Genomic DNA, 4,631 nt, shown 5'->3' on the forward strand with positions numbered 1-4,631 from the left:
TACCGGTCCGACGGGACCGAAGACTGCTCGCGCGGGCGGAGTGACCGAAGGATTGGTTGCGCAGAAAGGCTCAAGTCCGGTTAATAAACGGTTCACCCGTCCGTTGTGGGACGTGTGGCTGATGCCACCAGTGATCCGGACCGCGTTATTGATACGCCAGCGTGTTTGGGTGGTGATGGCCCTTTGTACATCAGACCAAAACTAGGCCGCCACCAGCATGCGTCGCGCTCTCGTTCGCGCGCCGCGTCCAAGCAGTCTGATGCAATCAGTTCGCGCTTGCGCAAATGGGGGACGCGCCCGGCGCAGGGGGGGGGCCTGACTATATTTTCAAGGTAGCGAAGCGACTATGAAAATAAGGAAGGGGCCATAGCGCGTCCCCCTCCGTGATATCAACCCAGTGGTGCGTTGCATGTTGTGCTGAAGGTAAGGCAAATGGTGTCATCAGCGGTACGGGTGGTGTTGACCCAATCAACCCGCCGTAAGGACTTAACGAACCAAAACACCTTCATTCAGTACGCGGTACGCTCCGCACACGGCCGCGCAGCGCAGCCTCTTTGAAAGCAACAAGAACCTTGCCGATGAATACTGAACTGAACGTCCCAATCTTGCCATTTGGGTCTAACGAAAATGACGTTTCCAGAATATCATGATTGTATTCATCCATGATGACCCACAACCGTATATCTGAACTCAACCCCGCGCGCTTGCGTTCAATCTGAGGAACTTCCATCGCCAATCTGCTCGCGACGGGTTCTTTGCTAGTGATAGGCAAGATGAAGAGATTGGTCCGGTTATCCTTTCCGACGACAGTTGCTACCAACGCTGTCGGGCGGGGTTTGCGCCCATGCTCGGAACCCTCTTCATGTTGCCATCGCCAAAGATATTCGTAGGACCAAACGTCCCCTTGTTTAGGTTGCATCACTCTGGAGCCTCTTCGGCATCAACGGAAAGAACAGATTCAAGCATGGCCAAATGCTCTTCCGGCATGTCTTCAACAGCATATGCTTGGCGGTGATCTTTTTTGAAGCGCTGCTCATAGTCTCGGATGCTCATCAGGACGAAACGAGGCTTTTTATGCTTGGTAATGGCAATTGGCTCATGACTGGCTGCGTCAAGAACATCTCCAAGGGTTTGCTTTAAGTCGGTTGATGGGAAGCTGCGCATTTCAAGTCTCCTTTTGTCTAATATAGACAAAATAGACAAATTAGACAAGATAAATCAAGGGCATTTTGAGAAAAATGCCGCTACCTTGGTTTCAGTCATTCCCGTCTGGTTCGTGGATAGGTCTGGGCTCACTGCGGTCATCTGACAGTTTTGGTCGGTTGACCGGTGCCAGCCCCACAGGAGACATTGGAGGCAGGCATTCAGTAGCGCGTCGAGCAGGCTGCCATTTAGCGACCCGATGAACGCGTTCTGCTGCGGCTTGCCAAGATTGATTTAATGCCATTCAACTCGAAGAGATCTGGGCTTTTCCTGCTCTGCCGTCAGCTAGGCCATTTTGGCAAATTGAGAGTTTGCCAGTGGCAGGTTTCCTATAGCTGATGTCTATTCAAACATAGGATTTAGGAATTTCCCAATGCGGCAAGCGGGTTCTAGTGTTGGGTAGGAAACGAATGGCTCGCCCACCACATGCTCGATAAAAAAATCGCAAATATCCGCAATAGATTCAATATGTTACTTGCGCTTGTGGTGAAGCTGCCGTATCATCAGGCGCGGCGCTCCGGCGTAGGCCGCAGCACTTATCGATTTCCGCATCCTGATAATTTGACACCCGGCCACAGTCCGGCCATCGCGCATCGACTAACTGGCAGGCCGATCGTGGCTCGTTTTCGGCTGAGGCTGACACAACGCCTCCGGCGGATACCCATAGCTATGCCCGCATTTCGACCAATCCACTGACAGCCTGACGGGCAGGGCGGTGCCTTGCCTCGATTGTGCTCAAGTCCCTCACAGGAGAGTTTCAAAATGACAAACCAGTACTCAGATGCCCAGCCCGCCTTTCGCCCACTCAACGTCTCGGTTCAGGGCGGCCGTTTGACCAAGTTCAAGGGCCGGGTGGCGAGCATCGCGCCGGGCCTCTTGGTTCTGACGACGGCTGCGGCGCTGCTTGCGGGTGGCGCGAACCAGGCGGTGGCCCAGGCCTGCGGCACTCCAGTTAACGGCCAAGTCACATGTGACGCTGGCGATAACACCGATAATGGCGTCACCTATGACGCTGGCGGAACGGATGACTTCTCTCTGGTTCTTGATGACCCTGCCATGACGGTGCGCGGCTCCGGGGTGCGCGTGCAGGGTACGAATGAAAGTACAGGTGATATCTCCGTGAACCTGGAGAACGGTGAGGTCTCTACGTCTGATGGAGAAGCTCGCGCGATTTGGGTGGAGACTGTTGGCCGCGGCGGTGTAACCGCCCAAATGGATGGCGGCACAATCACGACGAACGGGGGCAACGCTTACGGGCTTTGGGCGCATGTCAACAACACTAACACCGACCAGGCCACCAGGAATGAAGCCGAGGCGAAGGCGGTCATTGCCGGTGGGGCGATCATTACAACCAATGAAAGTGGGCATGGGCTTTTGGCAGACAACAAAGGCTTTGGCGATGCGACGGCAGAAATGAGCGGTGGTGCAATCACGACGAACGGGGACACCGCTTACGGGCTTTGGGCGATGGTTGGACAAGACCAGAGTGACGCCAACGCGACGGCAATCGTGACAGATGGTGAGGGCATAACGACACGCGGTGCCGATAGTTATGCGCTTCATGCGGTCAACAAGGGCGTTGGCGCTGCAACTGCGGAACTGCGGAACAGCGCAGTCGCCACAGGTGGGGCAAATGCGCGCGGGCTTTCTGCGTTCACCGCCAATTCGAATAGCACCAACTTGGCGACGGCGAAGGTGATCGATGGGGATGTCATAACGCACGGTCGGCTTGCCTATGGGGTTTGGGCGCTCACCGGTAGCCTTGGCGGCGCGCTTGTTTCGATAGAGGGCAGCACAGTTACCACGTATGGAGAAGGCGCTGAGGGGCTTTGGGCGGAGCTTCACCGCAACGACGACGTGGCCGCGGAGAATACAGCAACGTCCGAAGCGCACGTGATAGATGGGCATGTCACAACGCACGGCTACGCGGCCAATGCGGTTTTTGCAACGCACAATGGCAGTGGCGACTCGATCGTGCGGGCGGTGGATGACACAACAATCACCACGTATGGGGATCAGTCGCATGGGCTCGCGGCGTCCGGGTACAGCGCTAACAAGGGGATTGTCTATCTGGGTGCGGGAACTGTTGTAAGTGTTCACGGAGAGGGTGCGCATGGCATCCACGCCGAGGGTGGGGCAGGCTTTGACGTCGACGTGGCCGGGTTCGTGACAGGCGGAGCCAAGGCTGAGATAGTTGCAAACACCGATGGCGCAGCGATCCGCACGATATCCAGCGCCGGAGGGACGATTGATATTACCAGCACCGGCTGGGTGGCGGCGGGGCGGTCTGGCCTTGCGATAGTGGATGGGAATGGCTTTGCGGTTATCAATTCGGCAGGGACCATCAGAGGCGATATTCGTCTTGGGGCTGGCAACGATATCCTGAACCTGACGGGCGGCAGCTTCGCCGGGAATCTTGATGCTGGCGCGGGTGACGATACGGTCACGATTTCCGCTGCCACCGAGTATGACGGGTCCTACATTCTCGACGGCGGCGCCGGTGATGATCGGCTGACCCTGAGTGGTCAAACCATCACGACAAGTGAGAACCTCCTCAACTGGGAGAGTGTCACACTGGATGACACGACCCTGAACGTTGATGGGATGGACAGATTGGATATGGGCCTGTCCATCGACGCGACGTCTACGTTCCGCGCAACTGGCCGGGAAGGGCGCACCCCCACCGGGGCGATGATTGCGGGTCAAGTGGCCACCGCGTCTAGTGGCGGCCTGACCATCGCCGGTGACGTGATCAATGATGGCTCTGTAATTTTGGACGTGCAGGACGGGGCTGTGGGGGATGTGATCACCATAGACGGCGATTACACGGGATCAGGATCAAGTCTCTTTGCCCTGGACACGGTGATTGATGGCAATGGTGCGGACACTGATCAGCTTGTCATCACCGGCGACATTTCGGGTGAGATGGTGCTGTCGCTGGCCGGTCTGGGCAACGCCGGTGCGGAAGGCGGACCGCTTGCAATCTACCTGGTCTCTGTTGGCGGTGAGTCCAACGGGACCTTCACCCTGATGGATGGCAATTATGTGATGGCGGACGGGGAGCATGGGGTGATTGCGGGCGCTCACCTCTACAGGCTGGCTGAGGTTGAGGTTGAGGCGCAGGATGGCGGCAGCAGCAACTGGTGGGCGTTGAGCGCGCGGTCGGAGAGCGGTGAAGTCACCTATCAACCGTCAGCGCCGATCTATGACAGCTATGGTGCTTCGCTGCTGGCGTTCAATGCGCCCTCTGGGCTGCACGCACGGGGCAGTGCGCAGGACTTCCGGACCCTGGCCTGGGGCGGCGCAGGGGCTGACACGCCGTCTGACGCGGCCGATCAAGATACGGGTTCGCCGCTGTGGATCCAGATGGGGACAGAGCAGCTCACCGCGTCGGAAGAGCACAGCACAACGGGGGCGGCACTTGAGAG

The 4,631-nt window shown here is 57.5% G+C and carries 4 protein-coding genes; 2 read left to right on the forward strand and 2 right to left on the reverse strand.

All coding sequences use genetic code 11. From position 1 onward, the window contains the following. Window positions 1-205, forward strand: a 205-nt coding sequence (locus ACFWW2_RS00625; RefSeq protein ID WP_393925427.1) for a hypothetical protein, incomplete at its 5' end; no start/stop codon positions are given. A 300-nt stretch (window positions 206-505) separates the two neighbouring features. On the opposite strand, the gene ACFWW2_RS00630 is transcribed toward ACFWW2_RS00625, so the two are convergent. Continuing rightward, window positions 506-919, reverse strand: a complete 414-nt coding sequence (locus ACFWW2_RS00630) for a hypothetical protein (RefSeq protein ID WP_393925428.1) — start codon at window positions 917-919, stop codon at window positions 506-508. After that, window positions 919-1,164 carry a type II toxin-antitoxin system Phd/YefM family antitoxin gene (locus ACFWW2_RS00635; RefSeq protein WP_393925429.1) on the reverse strand — a complete coding sequence of 82 codons (246 nt, stop codon included), beginning with the start codon at window positions 1,162-1,164 and terminating at the stop codon, window positions 919-921. Before ACFWW2_RS00635 ends, ACFWW2_RS00630 begins: the two co-directional genes overlap by 1 nt. Window positions 1,165-1,965: 801 nt before the next feature. Between ACFWW2_RS00635 and ACFWW2_RS00640 the strand changes: the two genes are divergently transcribed. Further along, the coding region (locus tag ACFWW2_RS00640) for a pertactin-like passenger domain-containing protein (RefSeq protein ID WP_393925430.1) at window positions 1,966-4,631 on the forward strand (2,666 nt) is incomplete at its 3' end.

The organism is Yoonia sp. R2-816 (genome assembly GCF_046762905.1).
GTDB lineage: Bacteria > Pseudomonadota > Alphaproteobacteria > Rhodobacterales > Rhodobacteraceae > Yoonia.

Coding starts and splice junctions, on each gene's coding strand:
- ACFWW2_RS00630 (WP_393925428.1), bottom strand. CDS start 919: ATGCAACCTAAACAAGGGGACGTTTGGTCCTACGAATATCTTTGGCGA.
- ACFWW2_RS00635 (WP_393925429.1), bottom strand. CDS start 1,164: ATGCGCAGCTTCCCATCAACCGACTTAAAGCAAACCCTTGGAGATGTT.